The organism is Spirosoma jeollabukense (assembly GCF_054777855.1).
Genome location: NZ_BAAHAD010000010.1, coordinates 134,341 through 152,552, shown reverse-complemented (window position 1 = coordinate 152,552; position 18,212 = coordinate 134,341). Strand labels below are relative to the sequence as shown.

The following is an 18,212-nucleotide window of genomic DNA, read 5'->3' as shown; positions in this document are numbered from 1 at the left end:
CCATGCCCAACGAGCAAATCCATAAACCTGTTCCAGTGGGGGAACTGCTCGAACGGCTCCATGCCGCAGGGTTTGCCATTGGCCCCGGCGTGTATGATCGCGTGTTTAAGGTGGTTGGCCGCATTTTCCCGGATGGTCTGCCCACCGGCGTAGCAGACGAATCGACTCAGACGCTACGTGAATTAATTGGCCCCATTGTTTGCCGGACAGACACCGAACAGGAGCAATTCGCGGCCCTGTTTGATTCGGTCATGCGGCCGGGCGGCCACAACGAAACTACGTCAACGGAAAATGAACCTGCGGGCAATGACGATGTTTCCCCGACTCCCACTTCCTTTCGCTACCTGTGGCTGGCGCTGTCCCTAGCGGCTATGAGCATAGTCATTGGCCTGTTTTTCTGGAAGTATCCGAAGAAAAAGAAAGACGAGACGCCCGTCATTATAGAGGTAAATTGTACGGTTGACTTTGGGGTGCAGGCCACGCAGGGCGATTCCATAACGTTCATCAACCGAAGCCCTGGTTTAAAAAATCAGCAGGCCTATCAGTGGAATTTTGGGGATGGTTCTGATTCGGTCGTTACGAAAGAAGTTCTCGTTTCCCATCGGTTCAAAACGGCTGTTAATCAGTCCTCGTTAGGCAACGTTACGGTCAAAGCGATTGGTTGCACCAGTATACCGCCACCATCTCCAGAACCAAGTGAGTACAACCCAACGCCCCTGTCGTTTCGTCGATCGGCCGAGCAGAAACAGTATTCGCTGTCGGGCTGGGTCCCCTTACTATTGATGGGGTTAGGGGGTTTGCTCGGTGCGGGTTTATGGACACGTTTGTTTCGGCGAAGCCAGGTGAAGTCCGTTGAGCGCCCTTCAACGGGGCCCTTCTTTCTGAGTTTCCCCCATCAGGAAAATGGTATTCAGCCCAGCGCGTCCCTCCTGAACTGGGCGCAGCAATTGCAGCAGCGCGAAGAGAGTGACCGCCGGATCTTATCTGTTAACGCCACCATTAGCCAGACGATACGTAACGGTGGCATGCCGACGATCCAGTATGAAAAGATCAAACGACGGCCACGCTATCTGGTCCTGCTCGATGATCGATCGGCCTACGATCAGCAGACCCGACTGTATGGTTACCTGACGAGTGTACTGACCACCCGCGACGTGGAGATGGACGTATTTTTCTTTCATGGTGATCCCCGCTACGCCTGGAGCGAACAATACCCCAAAGGCTTATCCATTGCCGACATTTACCGGCTCTACGGCACGCACTACCTGACGCTGGTCACGGAAGGAAATCGGCTGCTCGATTATGACACTGGCGAAGTAGCCACCTGGGTAACCGAAGCGCTGGCTGGCTGGGACAACCGCGCCCTGCTGACGCCCGTATATCCGCAAAACTGGAACTACCTCGAAGCCGCGCTAAGTCGTTTTTTTATCCTCCTGCCCGCCACTCCCGACGGACAGTTACGGCTGCGCGATTATTTCGGACAGGGCGAAAGCACACCAGCCTATGAGGATCTGCTACGTCAGTTCGAGGTGTTGCCGGGCACCCCCGACCGGGGCATTTTTGGTAAGTCAGTAGCCAAACTTACCGTGGCTGATGTCGAGCTTTTTTTGCGGCAGCCTGCCGGCACAATCCTCATATCGGCTGACCTACAGGACTGGCTGATTCAGTGGGCCTGCGCAACGGCCGTTTTCCCCACACCCGACTGGGCTATAACCCTCGCCATCGGGAAGGCACTCGAAGCAACGTTTACGATCGAAGGGTTAGTTACGACTACGAACTTACTGAAATTGACAGCGTTACCCTGGCTTCGGCAAGACACCATACCGGAGCCGCTCCGCACCAACCTACTCACCCGCCTGCGATCCGATATCGAACCAATAGCCCGGCAAACGGTAATCGACTTATTAAACGAACTCCGGCCGACACCGGGGAGTATGGCCTATCAGGAGCGTCAGGTACGAATGTGGGAGCAGGAACTTCATATCGGGCAAACCAATCTGCACCAGCTCGCGCCCTACTACGAAACCGATCTGATCAAAGACCCCGCCGTTCGGCAGCAGCTGCATAAGCGGCATCAGACATCAAAAATCAGGAATCAATACATCCCGCTGGCGCTAATGCTGCTGTTGATGCTGGCTCCCCTCCTGCTCTACGTGACACCCCCGCAAACGCAGATGGCGTCCTGGGCCGTACCTTTCTATAAACTCGATGTAGCATCGGTTGACAGTGCGGCCTATTACAACAACCGGGCCGTCGATGTCTTTGCCCGACCCAGTCGAAAACTGTACGAAAGTCTTCATAAAGAGGCAATTACGTTGTTATACAGATCACTACGTCAGCGACTTACGTTCGCTGCGGTTTATAACCTGAACGTAGCCCGCTATAATCTAGGGGTATCGTTATTTGATCGGACAACGAATTCGTACGGCCCCCGGGATCTGGTTTCTATTGACAACGTAGTGAGTCCCAACAACGGCGTTCTCACCTTACTGCGTCCATTCAAACTGTTTGATGACGATTGGGTGCCGGACAGCGTCACCACCCGAAATTACCTGATGTTGCTAACGACCAACGTCCCTACCGATTCCATTTTCCGGTACGTTCAGGCCGTCAATCGTGCGTCGGTACGGGGTAGCCAGAATCAGTCGATCTCCGTTGGAAATCCAGTCGATCAACCAGCCATTAACGCCAGCATCGATGCCGCTAAAAAGGCATTCCAAACGCCGGGAATCCTGGAAATGGCAACAACGCGTTACGTTACGAAGCAGGACAGCCTCAGCCTGATGGCATTCAAACCAACGCCCCTGGAACGCGATTCATTGGTGAGCATCGAAGCAGCTAGAGCCGTTCTGTATTTTGGTGGTCCCCGTCAGACGACAAACTTCCCGATAGCAGCATCAATTTCTGCTCCACCACCGACAGCCATTCCAACTGAGTCGGCAATCAACCCTTCGATCATCCCGGATAATCGTCCGGCCAAAGCCAAACCAGCAACCAAAAAAACCACGATAACGAAGGCCAATAAACGCCCTATCGCTAAAACACCAATTACCAAATACCCAGACATACGCACCACTACGCCAAGCTATGCTCAAGACTCCATTACCGGAACAAATCCAGTCCAACAACGTCCCAAGGCCGATTCCGTGAGAGATAGAACCGCTTCGGAAACGAATCCCGCGCAAACCAACGTAGCGCCGACGACTAATCCGCGGTCAAAAAACCCAGGATATTCCCCCGTTCAGCAACAACCGATTCAGCAACAGCCGATTCAGCAGGCGCTGCCAATTGCAGAGCAAATTAAAACGCTGGGATTAAGCCAGGTAAGCCGTGAACAGGGCAAATGTCTCGAGAACGAGGTATCGGTTCAGGATAAAACAATACGTCCGGGAGAATCCGTTCTTATTCCATTGGCCCAGGCCGTCGACGTAGTGGATTGGCGGTGTGGCTCCACTCAGGAACGTCTGTACAGCAAGCAACCCGTCAATTATGTCCTGGTTGAGCGCTCCACAAATGGCCTCATCCAATGGACGCTGTACCGAAGATCATCGCCCACAGCAAGATGACGCTATGTGTCCGTGTGCCTGGTAGTGAAGTGCGCTGATTCAGTTGCTAAACCACTCATCCACCATTTCACTACGCCCTTTGCTCTCCAGCTTCCGCTCCAGCTCGTCGGGGATTTTGGGGAAGAAGTCGATGCCCGTTAGTTGCTCAATCTGGTCGACGGGCACCACAAATTGCTTGAGTGAACTTGTTGACCCTTCGTTGTTCAGCAGGAAGCCAATCATGCGGATGTCGGGCTTGTTGGAGTACAAAATTACTTTGTAAAACTTCTCGGGCACACTGACTTCCGTGGCTTTGCCGATGGTTGGCAAACCGGGTTTTAGTACAGCGCCCGTTATGACGTAGAGACCATTATCACGTATTGCCCACGCCCGCACCTGCTCTTCGAGTTCTTTCCATATTCCCCGATTAAAATCCGGTGTTTGGGGGGTTATGTTGCTCATAAAGAAGGTTTCTTTCATCATGCGCTGCGAAAACTTAAAATCGCCAGCCGGTGCCAAATGCCCCCGATCGTAACCCGAACGGGTATAATCGGATGGAAGGGCCGTGCCGCCTGATACTTCCGGATCGGGCTTAAACTGCTCGTATTTGCGGTCGGCATCGCCCGTGGTTTCGTAATCCAGCAACGGGTAGGCGACCCATTCGGCATCTTTGTACTCATCGCGATAACTCAGCGTGTAGCCTTCATGACGGATCAGTTCATGGCCCGATTTGGACACCGGCAACATAAAGTCAACCTGTTTCTCGAAGTCAAACCGTACCGTTTTGGGTGATCCTGCTGATGGAGATGGCGCATTGCCTTTGGTATCGCTGGCTTCGCTTTCCGTTGACGAAGCTCCGCCCCGTTCCGACTTGCCAGGCTCTGGTGCTTTGTAGGGATTGTCTTCTCTGGGTTCCGATTTAGAACGGCCCAGGCCGATGATCTGCCGGAAATCATTCCAGAAAGCAACAACCGGCTGGGTTCGGCCGCCGTAGTGAAGAAACAAGCCAATCAGGAAAAACACGAAGAGCAGAACGAGCGTATTACCCCGCAGGCGGAAACCCCGGCGATGATAGTTTTTGGAGGGAGGTCGAGGATTGAATCGCATAGCGGTAAAGTTACACAAGTGTTTAGGGTTTAGGGTTCAAGGTTTACGATTTCATACGGATGATCGTTGAACTGACAGTCTGAATCACTAAACCGTGAACCGTATACCGTATACAACTGTTGAAAACCCATGTCATCGTTAACTATTGTCGTAATCGGCGGGGGAGCAGCCGGTTTCTTTGGCGCCATAACGGCAGCCGAAACGTTTCCTAACGCCCGCGTTACAATTCTCGAAAAAAACCGCACGGTACTTAACAAAGTCCGCATTTCGGGTGGGGGGCGCTGCAATGTTACCCACGCCTGTTTTGACAATCGACAGCTCGTTAAACATTACCCACGTGGGGAAAAACCACTACGTTCATTGGTGACTCAATTCGATGCCACCGCCACTGTAAAATGGTTCGAAGAGCGGGGGGTACCTCTGAAAACGGAAGCAGATGGGCGCATGTTTCCGGCGACTAACACCTCCGATACAATTGTTGACTGCCTGCTCACAACCGCCCGACGGCTGGGCATCCAGGTTCGTACTAGCTGTGGCGTTGCCGAAATTCGACGTAGCGAATCATCCGACTGGATGGTTCATCTGCTGACTGGCGAAACGATTAGCGCCAACCGGGTGATGATCGCAACGGGTGGCTACCCACAATTGGCTTCGTATGGCTGGTTGCCTGAACCGGCTGAATCCATTATCCCACCCGTACCGTCGCTGTTCACATTCAACATTCCTGATAGTCCATTTCTATCGCTGGCCGGTGTAGCGGTGCCCGATGCAAAAGTGTATGTGGTGGGAACGAAGCAGGAACAGCGCGGGCCTTTATTGCTAACGCATTGGGGATTCAGCGGCCCGGTTATACTACGTCTCTCAGCCTGGGCGGCCCGCGATTTAGCTGATACTAATTACCAATTCATGCTTCGCGTGAATTGGGTACCCACACTGAACGAAAATGAGTTACGTACTACGTTGCAGAACTTCCGGCAACAGAACGGGCGCAAACAAGTCGTTTCCCAGAACCCGTTGGGGCTACCGAGTCGACTCTGGCAGGCGCTGGCCTCGGCAGTAGACATTCCCGAAACACAACGCTGGGCCGACCTACCCGCTAAACCACTGAACAAACTAATTGAACGGCTAACAAACAGTCAGTTTCAGGTAGCTGGCAAAAGCACGTTCAAAGACGAATTCGTGACCTGCGGGGGGGTCATGTTCGACAGTCTGAATGTACAAACGCTTGAGAGCAAGGCTCAACCTGGGTTGTTTTTTGCAGGCGAAGTGCTTGATGTCGATGGCATCACGGGCGGATTCAATTTCCAGAGCGCCTGGACAACCGGCTACGTAGCGGGGTTGAATATTGGGTTGTGACAAGAGAAGATAAACAGGCAGTCGTGCCACCGGTCAGACCGGTGGCACGACTGCCTGTTTAGGTTTATCAAGGCAATCTCAACACATCCCTTGCCGCTTCCTCATCAATTTTTAGCTGTGCTACAAGGGCAGGAAGACCGTCGAATTTCTGCTCCGGGCGTAGAAATTCACGGAATTTAAGCGTCAGGTGTTCGCCGTAAATGTCCTTATCAAAGTCAAAAATGTAGGTTTCGATGGTTTGATGTGTACCAGCAACCGTTGGCCGGAAGCCAATGTTAAGCATTCCTCCCAGCGTCTGTCCGGCGTAAAGCACCTCCACGGCATAGACGCCATTGGCCGGAATAAGTTTAACCGGGTCATCGACCTGCATATTAGCCGTCGGAAAGCCAATCGTGCGACCTAGCTGCCGCCCTTTCACAATCGTCCCCGTCAGGCTGTAGGGACGACCTAGAAATTGATTCGCTGATTGAATATTCCCCTCATTCAAAGCCGACCGAATTTTGGACGAACTTACGCCGACGGCTTCAATATCCTGGCGAGGAATTTCTTCAACCTCAAATCCATATTCGCGCTGGTGCGCCTGAATGTAGTCGAAGCCACCCTCGCGGTCGCGGCCAAAGCGGTGATCGTAGCCAATGACCAGTTTCTTGGTTCCAATCTTATCAATCAGAATCTGCCGGATATATTCTTCAGAAGTTAACTGAGAGAAGGACCGCGTAAAAGGAATAACAACCAGATGATCGACGTCGGCCTGATCGAGGAGTTCGATTTTCTCGTCTAATGTCGTTAGCAGCTTCAGGTTCAGGCTGTCGTTGGAAACGACGGTGCGCGGATGTGGCCAGTACGTTATCAGGACCGATTCCCCACCAATCGTTTTAGCAACCTCCGTTAGCCGGGATAAAATAGTCTGATGGCCACGATGAACACCATCGAAGGTGCCACTTGTCACCACGGCATTCACTATCGGCTGGATATCGTCAAGACCCGTATGGATAATCATTCGTTTACTAGTTGTGGACGGCAGGTGTTAATAAAACTCTCAATGGTATGCGCATCGTCTACCCAGAAATCGCCGATACGCGTCCGGCGAAGACCGCTCATATACGCACCATTGTTGAGCAAGAGTCCTAAATCACGTACTAAACTGCGAATATACGTGCCTTTGGAACACACAATACGAAAATCAACTTCAGGGAAACGCTCGGCGTTGACCTCAAATACGGAAACCGTAACCTGCCGCGACTTGATTCCCCCTTCGACACCAGCCGCCGTTTCACCCCGACGGGCCTTTTCATAAAGCCGCTCCCCATTCACCCGAATAGCCGAGTAAATAGGTGGTACCTGCAAAATATCGCCCGTTAGTTGTCGGGCAGCTTCCTGAATTTGTTCGATTGAAATGGCCGACGTATCGAACTCCGCATCAAACGTAGTTTCGAGATCGACGGATGGCGTAGTTTTACCCAGGACAAGCGTACCCGTGTACTCTTTTTCCTGCGCCTGATATTGATCGATCTGCTTGGTCATCTTGCCTGTACAGAGCATAAGCAGACCAGTAGCCAGCGGATCGAGTGTTCCGGCATGGCCAATTTTCTTGAATTTACAGGCGTATTTGAGCTTGTTCGCTACGTCGAACGATGTCCAGGTAAGCGGCTTGTCGATCAGAATAACCTGGCCGGGATCGGGTTGTGGTGTGGTTTCTTGTAACACAGAGATACACGGAAAAAAACAGAGATAATGGAGTTGGCATGATAGTGATTCAGAGCAAACCTCTGCGAATCTTTGTTTGCCTCGCTATATCTCTGTGAACTAATTTTAAAGCACGTCTAATTTCACGCCAGCGGCCATTAATCCCAGCAACAGCAAACCAAGCGCGATTCGATAGTAGCCAAATACTTTGAATCCGTAGCGCGTCAGGAAACCCACAAAGCCACGAATAGCAAGCAAGCCGACGATAAAGGCAATCACATTACCAATCAGTAAGGTCTGGTAGTCAGTGGGTTGTAGGAGCTTGTAGGTTTTAAGAAGCTTGTATCCCGACGCTGCGGCCATTGTTGGCACAGCGAGAAAAAACGAAAACTCAGCCGCCTGCGTCCGGGTCAATCCCTGAAACATGCCACCGATAATGGTGGCAGCCGACCGTGACACACCGGGAATCATAGCGATACACTGAAAGAATCCGATACGTATCGCGTCCGGCACCGTTACGTCCCCATCCTTCGGCTGGCGATTCACGATGCGATCAATAAACACGAGTACGATGCCACCTAACAGAAGTGAGATAGCTACGGTGGTAATGCTTTCGAGCAGTGAATCGATGAAATCGTTCAGGAGAAATCCAATAACAGCCGCAGGCAGGAAAGCAATCAGGATTTTGCTATAAAAATCCGCCATTGGTTGAAAGCGAACCGGTACCGATTTCAGATAAGATGGAACCACAAACGTACCGGTACGGGTGTCGGTCAGGAAACGGCGATGATAGAGCACCAGGACCGATAAAATGCAACCGAATTGCACGTCGACGGTATACAGTTTGGTGAATTCGTTTCCGGCAATACCCGCCAGCGACGAGTAGATAATCATGTGACCCGTTGAGGAAACGGGCAAAAACTCAGTTAATCCCTCAATGATAGCCAACGCAATCGCGTGAATAAGATCCATTTAGCAGGTTGTAAAAAGTATAAAGTCACAAAATAGTCCGCCGTAGCGGTTGTAAAGTTACCAGTGGAAACCTTACAACCGTTACGGCGGACCATTCAATACCGGTAAACTTTATAACTTTTACGCCTTGGGCTTCACAAGAATCGCAAAGAATTCGACCACAAAACCGCTCATAACCACAATAGGTCCGAGCGTGAGGCCAAGAAAACCAAAGCCAAATTCTTCTTTATCAAGGCTCATAATGAAGAATCCAGCCAGAATAATACCAATGCCAGCCAGCAGCAAGATGTAGTTCTGCCGACCAAATGGCATGGCAGCCGCAGCTACTACGTCCCGGCGGGTTGACTCCGTTACCGACGAACGGGTAGGAACCGTTTTTGGCGCTACAGGTGATGTAACTGTTGTTTTTGCGGCTGGTTCATCGCGGGTTAGCGTTGAGCCATATTGTTTATCTTTTGCCATATCCTTTTTGTGTTTTTAATGAATAACGTAAAATGAATAATGGCCGTTTATCGACCCTATCTTATTCACTCTCAGCACTCATTATACATTATTCATTTTATATTAATAAAGCTCATCCAATGTGAGGCCCAGATACCGGTTAACCGCCTGAAACGTACTAAGAAAACCAATCAGAACGCCCAATCCGATAATACCGGCCATCAAAATAACCATCTTCTCAATACTCTGAAAAGCCTCCAGCTCAGGCATGTTATGCTTGGCAACCTCCCATCCGACCAGAAGTAGCAAGACGGCCATAACGCCAGCCAGAAAACCCTGCCACATACCCCGTCCCAGAAATGGCCGGGTAATGAAAGCGTTCGTTGCCCCCACTAACTGCATGCTCCGAATCAGCATTCGCTGAGAATGTAGCGCCAGTCGAATGGTATTGTTCATCAGCACAACAATAATCACGAGCAGAATCAATGCAAAAGCCGACATCACAATGTAAATCTGGGTAATGTTTTGATTGATCTTGTCCACCAGATTTTCCTGATACACCACTTCAAACACACCATCAATCTGCTCTAAATCCTGCTTTACTTCCTGTAATTTAGCTTCTTCAAAATAGGCTTCATTGAGCTTGATCCGATAGCTGTCGTGCAGCGGATTCTCTCCTAAAAACTTCGAAAAATCTTCCTTTGTTTCAGCAATGAACTCTTTAGCGGCTTCCTCTTTTGTAACCAGATTAATTTGAGGAGTCCCATTGGCTTTCAGTATATAAGGCCGGTCAGCAATCGTTTTGTATAAAGCGTTTATCTTTTTCAGTTTAATACCTTTATCCAGAAAAGCCCGAACCTCGTAGTTCTCCCGGATGTAGGTTACCAATCGCTTCGACTGGATAGCCAGCAACCCGCAAAAACCAATTAAAAATAATGCCAGCGTTAAACTAAACAGAATGATCCCGCTGGGATACGCACCTACTTTCTTATTGTTACGAGCCATTTATGGGGTTCGTGTTATGAAACAAAAATAACCTATTCAACCACTGAATGGCCGAATTTAACAAACTTTAAGGGAAATAGGCAAACTGGCAGAGGGGTAAGGGCAGAGAGCAGGGGGATATTGCAGCACAAGGGGGGCATAAAGCGGGGAATTTGTTTACTACATCAACAAAATTATTTCACCTTGCCCACGCCATTGGTACTTGGGTGCTACTCCCTTAACCCTATGCCCCGTGCCACCATCACCTCCGCCGGATAACCGACTTCCACGAGGTATAACCCATTGGCCGGTGCCGCCCGACCCGCTACGGTACGGTCTCTGGCCAGAATAATCTGCTCAAATCGGTCAAGACTCATCCGCTCCTGCCCTATTTCGACCATTGTCCCCACTATAGTACGTACCATGCCCCACAGGAACCGATTGGCTTTGATATGAAACGTCAGAGAATCCTCGTTTATGCGTTCCCAATAAGCGAAATCAAGCCGGCAGTGAAAGTGCGTTACGTTGGCACGGGCCTTACTGAAGCTCTGGAAATTGGTATGCTGGAGGAGTATCTGGCAAGCCTGATTCATCAACGCTACGTTCAGCAACGGCCTGAAATGATACGTCAGGCCCGTCTGAAATGCATTTTTTTGCCGGGTAATGTGGTATTGGTAATAGCGGGAAACCGCCGAAAAGCGGGCATGATCTTTATCTCCAACGGGAAAAATAGCGTGAATGGTAATGTCGTCGGGCAGAATGCAGTTGAGCGAGTAAATAAACGCGTCCGTTATAGGTAATGGCTCATTACTATCAAAATGAGCAAACTGCTGCCGGGCATGGACCCCGGCATCGGTACGACCGCTTCCCATTATATAGACTGGCGTACCGATGCGCTGCGTTAAGGCCGCTTCAAGTGTAACTTGAACACTTACTCCATTGGCCTGCGTCTGCCAACCGTGATAATCTGTTCCCCGATACGATAATTCAATAAAATAGCGCATACCACGCAAAAGTACCGCTTACTGATCAGTTGTCATTTTACTACGTCTTTTTCAGGACGAAAATACGCGGCTAAAAAATAAACTACTGTAAAATTTGGTATTCATATACCGATCGGTATATTTGCATCATGAAATTTCAACCCCGCTCAGAAAGCACCCGTCAATTTATCATTGAAAGTACCGCTGGTATCTTCAATGTGAAGGGCTATGCGGGTACGTCGCTCTCGGACCTGACGGAAGCCACAAAGCTTACGAAAGGAAGTATTTACGGAAATTTTGAAAACAAGGAAGACGTAGCACTGGCCGTTTTCGATTATAATGCTGCCAATCGGGCCAAGGCAGCACGCGATAAAATAAGCACTTATTCAGCTTACAAAGACAAACTGCTGGTTTATGCCACGCTGTATGGCAGTGGCGCGGATATAACCTTACCGGAGGGTGGATGTCCATTGCTGAATACGGGTACGGAAGCTGATGATACCAATGAACCCTTACGACAACGGGTTGCAGAGGCATTGCTACAATGGAAAAACGACCTTGTAGACCTTATCCAGCAAGGAATTGCGGCTCATGAATTCCGGGCTGATGTAGATGCCAATCGGCTGGCGTTGTCCATGATAGCCTTGATTGAAGGTGGCATTTTGCTTGGCAAATCCACTAAAAATTATGTGTACATGAGTAGTGTATTAGAGACAGTTAAGGAAATGATCAACGCTATCGAAGTGAATTGATGTTTTTTTGCTTATCCATATACCGATTGGTATATGGATAAGCAGGCCAGTTAGTCAATTATTGCTTTATTTTTTTATCAACCCATATACCGATCGGTATATATAATTTAGTAGATCCCAATGAAAAACATCATTCTCACCGGAAGTAGCAGTGGTTTCGGTTTACTCACGGCTCAGACACTGGCCAAACAAGGACACACTGTTTTTGCCACCATGCGCAATGTCGGCACAACGAACGCCTTGGCAGCGCAACAGATTCAGCAGTGGGCAGTTGCCAATAATGCCAATATTCAAGTCGTGGAACTAGATGTAACCAGCGATACGTCTATCAAAACAGCCATTACCGAAATAGCGGGCAAAGCAAACGGAAAAATCGACGTATTGATTAATAACGCCGGTATTGCCGCCATCGGCCTGAACGAATCGTTTAGCTCAGAGCAGGTTAATCAAATTTTCCAGGTAAATGTAATTGGAGCCGATCGCTTGATTAAGGCGATTCTTCCCTATATGCACCAACAGAAAAATGGGCTGCTCATTCAATTGTCCAGTGGTTTGGCCCGGCTTCATTTGCCGCACATGGGTGCTTATGTGGCTGCTAAATCAGCCATTGATGCGCTGGCCGAGACCTATCATTATGAACTCCGGGCGTCCGGTATCGACTCCGTCGTTGTTCAACCCGGAAGTTATCCCACAACGGATATCATTGCCAAGCAACTAACGCCCGCTAATTTATCGGTAGAAGCAAATTACAGTGACGAAACGCTTCAGCTTAAATCTGCCGTTGCGGGCTTATTTGTCCCTTCCGAAACCAGTTCTGATCCACAGGAAGTGGCTGACTTGATTGCCGACATTGTGGAAACACCCACTGGTCAACGGTCAATCTGGTACCCAATCGGCGTTGGTGCCATTCTTCCCTATGTCCAGCAGTTAAATGCGGGTACCGAGCAACTGGCCGGTGCAGTCATCAGCTCGTTAAGTCCTGAAGTTCCAGCATAATTCGAAGCCAGAAACAGAAAATCCTCACATTCAATTGAATGTGAGGATTTTCTGTGGTCAACTCAGTATCCTTTAGCGCGGTCCACGGCCCTGGCGTTCGCCACCAATACTGGGCCGCTGAGGTTGTGGAACAGCTTGTGGGCTCTGCCCGCCACGACTCTCCGGCATCCGCTGAAAATTCCCCCCATCGCTACGTCCGCCCTGCATCGGCTGGCTATTCGATGATCCCTGCTGTTGACCCCGCTCAAACGACCGGTTTGGCAGTGGCAACGAGCCGGATGAATAGCTGCCTCGAGACGTATTACCCGACGAATTATCGCTCGGTTGCGTATTGTTCGGCGAATAGTTATTCGGCTGAGGGCCTCCCGGTGAATAGCCGCCCCGATTTGGTGTCGGCGTTGTGGGTGTATTGTTATTATACGCTCCACCTCGGTCAGTTGAATTGTTACCGCCATAATTACCTCGACTTGGGGAATTATTGTTCCCGTCGTAATTCCGGCCAGGTGTTGAATTACTATTATAATCCCGATCTGGCGAATTGTTATTACTGTTGTTGTAGTCTCGGTTTGGCGTATTGTTGCCATTATAATCCCGATTTCCGCCACCGTAATTGCCGCGATTCGATTCACTATTCCCATTATAACCAGAGCGGGGTGTGTTATCAAACCGATCATTACGCCCGTAGTTCTGTCCGTATCCCGACGACTGCCCAGGCCGGTAAAAACCTACGGAACCATTTCCAACCATCGAACGACCGGGGCGATCCATTGGATCAATGCGGTATACAGGAACCGACTGGCGGGTTATTCGTTCAATGTCGCCCCGTGGTGGTCCGTACACGTAGGAACGGTTATTTGAGCGATAAATATTATTGATAATTGTCGTATTCTGGTAAATGTTCACTACGTTAGGCCGGGGCACACGGTAGCTGTACAAGCGCGGGCTTGTGATGTATATCTGCGGAACAAATGTCCAGTATGGCGCAGGAATATTAATGTTCACATTGATATTCAAGCCAGGTCCCAAGGGCGCCCACCCGTAGTAGCCACCTCCTGATCGCCAGGATACCCAGGCTGGTCCCCAGTCACTACCCGGCACCCAAGCCCAACCATATTGATTATCGAAATACCAGCGGCCGTAGTGAAACGGTGCCCAACCCCAGGGGTAATCGGACACCCAGGTATTCCCGAATTCGGTTACAACCCAGTGACCATCTGTGGCATAGGGCTGAAAATCAGGTCCAACATTTGGCACCCAGACCGAACCATAGTTGGGGCTTGGCAACCATTGTCCATAGGGAGCGAGTTCGTTATAGAACGTTTGTACTGGAACACTTATGCCCGGTTGAGCCGTAGCATCGCGGGCAACAAATGGACCAAATGCAAGTATCGCAATCAGACCAACCAGTTTTATTTTATTCAGACTATTCATGATGCTACGCTGTTACGTGCTGAGCTTTTGCACTCATCGGAAATTAGACTACCTAGCCTATCAAACGTTTAACGTACGACAAAAAAATCGCCCGACTGTTTCATTCAGTCGGGCGAAAGTCTTAGCTATATGCACCTAAAAATCAGGCTTCGTTGGTAATAAACATTTTCGGTTTGGGCGCTTCGATCCCATCTTTCCCAAACTGCCGGGCAATGTTTTCGAGCATGTAATAATAGGTATCCCAATAATTTTCACTCTTCGTCCAGACGCGCACATCATATTCGCGCGAATTTGGATTCAGTTTGGCAATCAGTACGTCGTGCTGGCGATCTTTAAGCGCATATGGACAGGCATCGACTACCTTTTGAATAGACGCTTTCGTAGCATCCAGATCATTCTGGCTCCCAACACCATAGACCTGATCTACCCGAATGACACCTTTGGTACTGATATTCGTAAGCGCTGACGTTGATAATGACCCATTTGGCAGAATAATCGTCTTGTTATCCAGCGTGACCAGTGTTGTATCGAAAATACGGATGGCTTCAACATTACCAGTAAAGCCCTGTGCCGAAATCAGATCACCTACTCTAAATGGCTTAAAAATTAAAATCAGTATGCCACCGGCAAAATTCGCCAGACTGCCCTGAAGCGCCAGCCCAACGGCCAGCCCTGCCGCCCCTATTATAGCGACAAACGAGGTCGTTTGAACCCCTAAGGTACTGGCAATGCTCAGGAGCAACAGTACACGTAGTAAGCCATTCACTAACGACAAAAGAAACGGCTGCACGTCGCGATCGACATGCCGCCTGGTCATGGTCGATGTTAAAAGCTTCGAGATCCAACCAATAACCCAAAGGCCAACAAATAGGGTGATAATAGCCAGTAATACCTTGCCGCCATAAAGCGTGGCAAAGGCTAGTACCTGGCTATAGAATAGCTCAAGTCTGGTTTGCGCCTGTTCCATAAATAAAAGGGGAGTAGTGTTTGGAAATCAGACGCTAATAAACAGAAAAGTAACCTCCTTACCGATCAGTAAACTAACTATATTTTTACGTTTTTCTCGAGGCTACAGCCAGTTTTTACGTCGGAATATCCAGACTGTCAGCGCCGAAGACAAAATCATCATGGTCAGGGCAAAAACGTATCCATATTTCCAGTGGACTTCCGGCATCTCATCGAAGTTCATTCCCCAGATACTGGCCAATAACGTTGGAGGTAAAAATACCAGCGACACGACGGTGAAGATTTTGACGACCCGGTTTTGCTCCAGGTCAATGAGACCGAGGTAGGTGTTTTGCAAAAATTCTAGGCGCTCGAATATGAAATTCGTATGGTCGATCAGGGAGTTGATATCTTTGATCAACGTTCGCAAACGCTGCTGTTCAAGTTCGTTAAACCACCCATCAGAACGTATCATGGCCGATATAACCCGTTGTTTATCAACCACATTTTCGCGAATGGACATCGTCAGTTCCTGGTAATCGTTAATATTCAGGAGCATTTCGCGGTCAAGATTGGCGTCCAGATCGAGCATCCGGTTGATCGCCTTAATTTCGCCGGACACCATTTCAATCAAATCGGCATCCGAATCAATTCTGGACTCGAAGATAGAAATTAGAATTTGGGCGCCATCGTTGAACAGAGCCCGACGCGACTTGATCCGCTTCACGGTGTCGGCAAAAGCTTTCAGGTCAGCATTGCGATACGTAAACAACGTGTCATCTTTCAGCAAAAAACTGACGGGCACCGTTACGTATCGATGTTCAGTGTCTGGAACGAGAAAGTTGGAGTTCGCGATCAGAAAATCGTCCTCCTCAATGTAGCGCGAGCTGCTTTCAATTTCTAGCTGTTCCTGCTGGCTCAGAAAATCGACATCAAATTTTTCTTCTACCCGCTTGATTTCGGTAGCCGTCGGGTTTTGCAGGTCGACCCATAATGTCCGCTCCGTATTAGAGAAGGAATCAATATCACGGATTTTGCGAACAGAAGTAGCGTCTTGCTGAAAAATGCGAATCATAACGTCGACAGTAGAATATTCGGCGGTAAAGTTCGCAGAAAACGATCGAACTGTTGGTTATCGCTACGTTATTTCCCCACTGACATTGGAATTAACTACGAACAACGATTAGTTGATCCAGAAAATGCTGCACCTCATCGGACCGTTGGGTGCCAATAGTGATACGTCGATTAGCGTCAAAAAGCACGCGTATCCCCTTATCTCCCGCAACATTATACACCCAGCCTTCAAATCCCCAGCGAATCCCATAGCCTACATAACTATACTGAACGACCGAGGTAGATTGAATAACCCGCCAGGGAATTGTCCGCCAGGGGAAAATCGGAAAAATACGGTAATGAATACCTTCCGAATCCAACTGGGTATCCAATTGCCAGGCGTAGAGTAGTCCCACAATCAACAGCAACGGCATCGTACTTAACCAAGTTACTGGTTTGCTCCATGCGTCAACGGTGGATAATGAGCCAAAAAAAATGAGTACGCTAAAGCCTATAATGAGCCAAACCCATCCCTGGCGAAAACGTTGTGTTTCTGTGAAGGTTTCCATGTTTAGTATGTATCTATTCCTACGTTTTTTGTTTTTTCTTCTTGGCCGCAGGGAACAGGATGTTGTTGAGAATCAGCCGATAACCGGCTGAATTAGGGTGCAAATTAAGATCGGTAGGTTCTTCCCCTATTTCGTGACGATAATCCTCGGGGTCATGCCCACCATAGAAGGTAAAAAAGCCCCGGCCGTATGGCGAGTGAATGTATCGAGCCTCCCCTGCTGCACGATTTTCGGCCATAATTACGACTTCGGGTTTGATGTAGTTTTTCTTGAAAGCCGTTGTTTGACCCATAAATCCCTTGATGACATTTAGGTGATTCTGCGTCAGCATGGTTGGAATAGGATCGTATTTTGCCGAGAACTGAAACAGCGTAAAGTAGTCGTTATGTTCGCTCAGACCGCGTTCTTCGGGCTGGTTGTCAATATTCGAGAATTCAATTAAATACGGATTCGTATAGACCTGAAAGTTTCGGAACGCAAACGTCTGGCTGTAATCCAGCTTACTATTGGCGCTGGGATCAGCAGGATCGCCGTCATAAAACGTATCCACAATGTCTGTGTTGTGAGCCGACAAGGCAATGTCATACGTATCGGTAGCGTTACACATGGCGAACAGATAACCGCCACCCAGCACAAAATCACGAATTTTCTGCGCTACTGCCAGTTTCAACTGCGGAACTTTAGTGAAGCCAAATTTACGGGTAATTGACTCAGCTTCATTTTTTTGAGCAATATACCAGGGCTGATCTTTGAAGTGAAAAAACTTGCCATATTGACCCGTAAAATCCTCGTGGTGCAGGTGAAGCCAGTCATATTCGGGCAGTTTACCGTTCATTACTTCTTCATCGAAAACAACATCGTAAGGAATTTCGGCATAGGTCATCACCATCGTTACTGCATCATCCCAGGGTTGTTTCGTTTTAGGGGAATAAACGGCCACTTTCGGTGGTTTCTGCAGTTTAACCGCATCCATATTGGCATCGGCTGCCGCCACTTCACTTAAAATTTGCGCTGACTGAGCATCCGAAATAACTTCGTAGCTAACACCCCGAATCACCATTTCGTTGATGAACGTCTGGCTTTGCGGCATCATAAACGAACCACCGCGATAATTGAGTAACCAATCAATCTCTGTGTCATGGGTTTTCAATACCCAATACGCTATACCATAGGCTTTAAGGTGATTCTTCTGGGAGTCATCCATAGGAATCAGAATTTTAGATGCCAAAACCTGGCCCGTCAAGACCAGAATTAGGATAAGCGGTAACAGCAGCCGTTTCATTGGTTTCCCCGTTAAGAATGCTCTTGGTAGTTTTGTCATAACGAAATATACACAAATATTGTGCAAAAAAAGTATGGGTCCCAGGGTTAAAGTATATAGGAATTTGTTAA

16 protein-coding genes are annotated in these 18,212 nt (G+C 49.0%); 4 read left to right on the top strand and 12 right to left on the bottom strand.

The genetic code is table 11. The features are described 5' to 3' along the window. Positions 1–2: 2 nt before the first annotated feature. Positions 3–3,566: a hypothetical protein gene (locus ACYVEA_RS27205; protein ID WP_461116580.1), complete on the top strand. Its 3,564-nt coding sequence runs from the start codon at positions 3–5 to the stop codon at positions 3,564–3,566. 39 nt (positions 3,567–3,605) lie between these two features. On the opposite strand, the gene ACYVEA_RS27200 is transcribed toward ACYVEA_RS27205, so the two are convergent. Further along, the gene (locus tag ACYVEA_RS27200; protein ID WP_461116579.1) at positions 3,606–4,652 is read right to left on the bottom strand and encodes a DNA/RNA non-specific endonuclease; all 1,047 of its coding nucleotides are present in this window, start codon (positions 4,650–4,652) and stop codon (positions 3,606–3,608) included. 129 nt (positions 4,653–4,781) lie between these two features. On the opposite strand from ACYVEA_RS27200, the gene ACYVEA_RS27195 reads away from it, so the two are divergent. Further along, positions 4,782–6,008 carry a BaiN/RdsA family NAD(P)/FAD-dependent oxidoreductase gene (locus ACYVEA_RS27195; RefSeq protein WP_461116578.1) on the top strand — a complete coding sequence of 409 codons (1,227 nt, stop codon included), beginning with the start codon at positions 4,782–4,784 and terminating at the stop codon, positions 6,006–6,008. A gap of 67 nt (positions 6,009–6,075) precedes the next feature. Here the strand turns inward: ACYVEA_RS27195 and ACYVEA_RS27190 are convergent, their stop codons facing one another. The 6 genes from ACYVEA_RS27190 to truA form a co-directional block, all read right to left on the bottom strand. Continuing rightward, positions 6,076–7,008, bottom strand: coding sequence for a bifunctional riboflavin kinase/FAD synthetase (locus tag ACYVEA_RS27190; protein ID WP_461116577.1), 933 nt, complete (start codon positions 7,006–7,008; stop codon positions 6,076–6,078). Then, a complete protein-coding gene (truB, locus tag ACYVEA_RS27185; protein WP_461116576.1) occupies positions 7,005–7,715 on the bottom strand; it encodes a tRNA pseudouridine(55) synthase TruB in 711 nt (236 codons plus the stop codon). Before truB ends, ACYVEA_RS27190 begins: the two co-directional genes overlap by 4 nt. Before the next feature lie 105 nt (positions 7,716–7,820). Then, positions 7,821–8,666, bottom strand: coding sequence for an undecaprenyl-diphosphate phosphatase (locus ACYVEA_RS27180; protein WP_461116575.1), 846 nt, complete (start codon positions 8,664–8,666; stop codon positions 7,821–7,823). Between the two features lie 120 nt (positions 8,667–8,786). Beyond that, complete coding sequence (locus ACYVEA_RS27175) at positions 8,787–9,128, bottom strand: DUF3098 domain-containing protein (protein ID WP_461116574.1); 342 nt, start codon at positions 9,126–9,128, stop codon at positions 8,787–8,789. Between the two features lie 102 nt (positions 9,129–9,230). After that, on the bottom strand, positions 9,231–10,112 hold the full coding sequence (locus tag ACYVEA_RS27170; protein ID WP_461116573.1) for a cell division protein FtsX: 882 nt from the start codon (positions 10,110–10,112) through the stop codon (positions 9,231–9,233). Positions 10,113–10,321: 209 nt separating this feature from the next. Next, positions 10,322–11,095 carry a tRNA pseudouridine(38-40) synthase TruA gene (gene truA / locus ACYVEA_RS27165; RefSeq protein WP_461116572.1) on the bottom strand — a complete coding sequence of 258 codons (774 nt, stop codon included), beginning with the start codon at positions 11,093–11,095 and terminating at the stop codon, positions 10,322–10,324. A 128-nt stretch (positions 11,096–11,223) separates the two neighbouring features. Here truA and ACYVEA_RS27160 point away from each other — a divergent pair, with 128 nt between their 5' ends. Further along, positions 11,224–11,826 carry a TetR/AcrR family transcriptional regulator gene (locus tag ACYVEA_RS27160; protein WP_461116571.1) on the top strand — a complete coding sequence of 201 codons (603 nt, stop codon included), beginning with the start codon at positions 11,224–11,226 and terminating at the stop codon, positions 11,824–11,826. Positions 11,827–11,946: 120 nt separating this feature from the next. Then, positions 11,947–12,822: an SDR family oxidoreductase gene (locus ACYVEA_RS27155; RefSeq protein ID WP_461116570.1), complete on the top strand. Its 876-nt coding sequence runs from the start codon at positions 11,947–11,949 to the stop codon at positions 12,820–12,822. Positions 12,823–12,894: 72 nt separating this feature from the next. Here ACYVEA_RS27155 and ACYVEA_RS27150 read toward each other — a convergent pair whose 3' ends face one another. The 5 genes from ACYVEA_RS27150 to ACYVEA_RS27130 form a co-directional block, all read right to left on the bottom strand. Further along, positions 12,895–14,253: a DUF6600 domain-containing protein gene (locus ACYVEA_RS27150; RefSeq protein ID WP_461116569.1), complete on the bottom strand. Its 1,359-nt coding sequence runs from the start codon at positions 14,251–14,253 to the stop codon at positions 12,895–12,897. A 142-nt stretch (positions 14,254–14,395) separates the two neighbouring features. Next, positions 14,396–15,220 carry a mechanosensitive ion channel family protein gene (locus ACYVEA_RS27145; RefSeq protein ID WP_461116568.1) on the bottom strand — a complete coding sequence of 275 codons (825 nt, stop codon included), beginning with the start codon at positions 15,218–15,220 and terminating at the stop codon, positions 14,396–14,398. A 102-nt stretch (positions 15,221–15,322) separates the two neighbouring features. Continuing rightward, on the bottom strand, positions 15,323–16,273 hold the full coding sequence (corA, locus tag ACYVEA_RS27140; RefSeq protein ID WP_461116567.1) for a magnesium/cobalt transporter CorA: 951 nt from the start codon (positions 16,271–16,273) through the stop codon (positions 15,323–15,325). 91 nt (positions 16,274–16,364) lie between these two features. After that, positions 16,365–16,820, bottom strand: coding sequence for a hypothetical protein (locus tag ACYVEA_RS27135; protein WP_461116566.1), 456 nt, complete (start codon positions 16,818–16,820; stop codon positions 16,365–16,367). Positions 16,821–16,839: 19 nt separating this feature from the next. After that, positions 16,840–18,102 carry an asparagine synthetase B gene (locus tag ACYVEA_RS27130; protein WP_461116565.1) on the bottom strand — a complete coding sequence of 421 codons (1,263 nt, stop codon included), beginning with the start codon at positions 18,100–18,102 and terminating at the stop codon, positions 16,840–16,842. Between the last annotated feature and the right edge of the window lie 110 nt (positions 18,103–18,212).